Raw genomic sequence first — 255 nt, 5'->3', positions numbered from 1 at the left:
CGGCGCCCGACCTGGGCGCGATCGTCATCAAGGCCGCGCTCGAGCGCGCGGGTGTGAAGCCCGAGCAGGTGAGCGACGTGATCATGGGTCAGGTGCTGACGGCCGGTTCGGGCCAGAACGTGGCGCGTCAGGCATCGATCAAGGCGGGCCTGCCCGCGGCCGTTCCCGCCATGACGATCAACAAGGTGTGCGGCTCGGGCCTGAAGGCGGTGATGCTCGCGGCCAACGCGATCATCGCGGGCGATTCGGACATCG

At 69.4% G+C, this 255-nt stretch carries 1 pseudogene; it reads left to right on the top strand.

What is annotated here, in order from left to right:
• Positions 1-255, top strand: a pseudogene (locus AB3X99_RS41070) (acetyl-CoA C-acetyltransferase); the annotation flags it as partial.

Source organism: Paraburkholderia sp. BR10882 (assembly GCF_040948855.1).
GTDB classification, from domain to species: Bacteria; Pseudomonadota; Gammaproteobacteria; order Burkholderiales; family Burkholderiaceae; genus Paraburkholderia; species Paraburkholderia nodosa_A.
The sequence above is the reverse complement of the archived record's forward strand: the minus strand, read 5'-3'. Positions and strand labels throughout refer to the sequence as shown.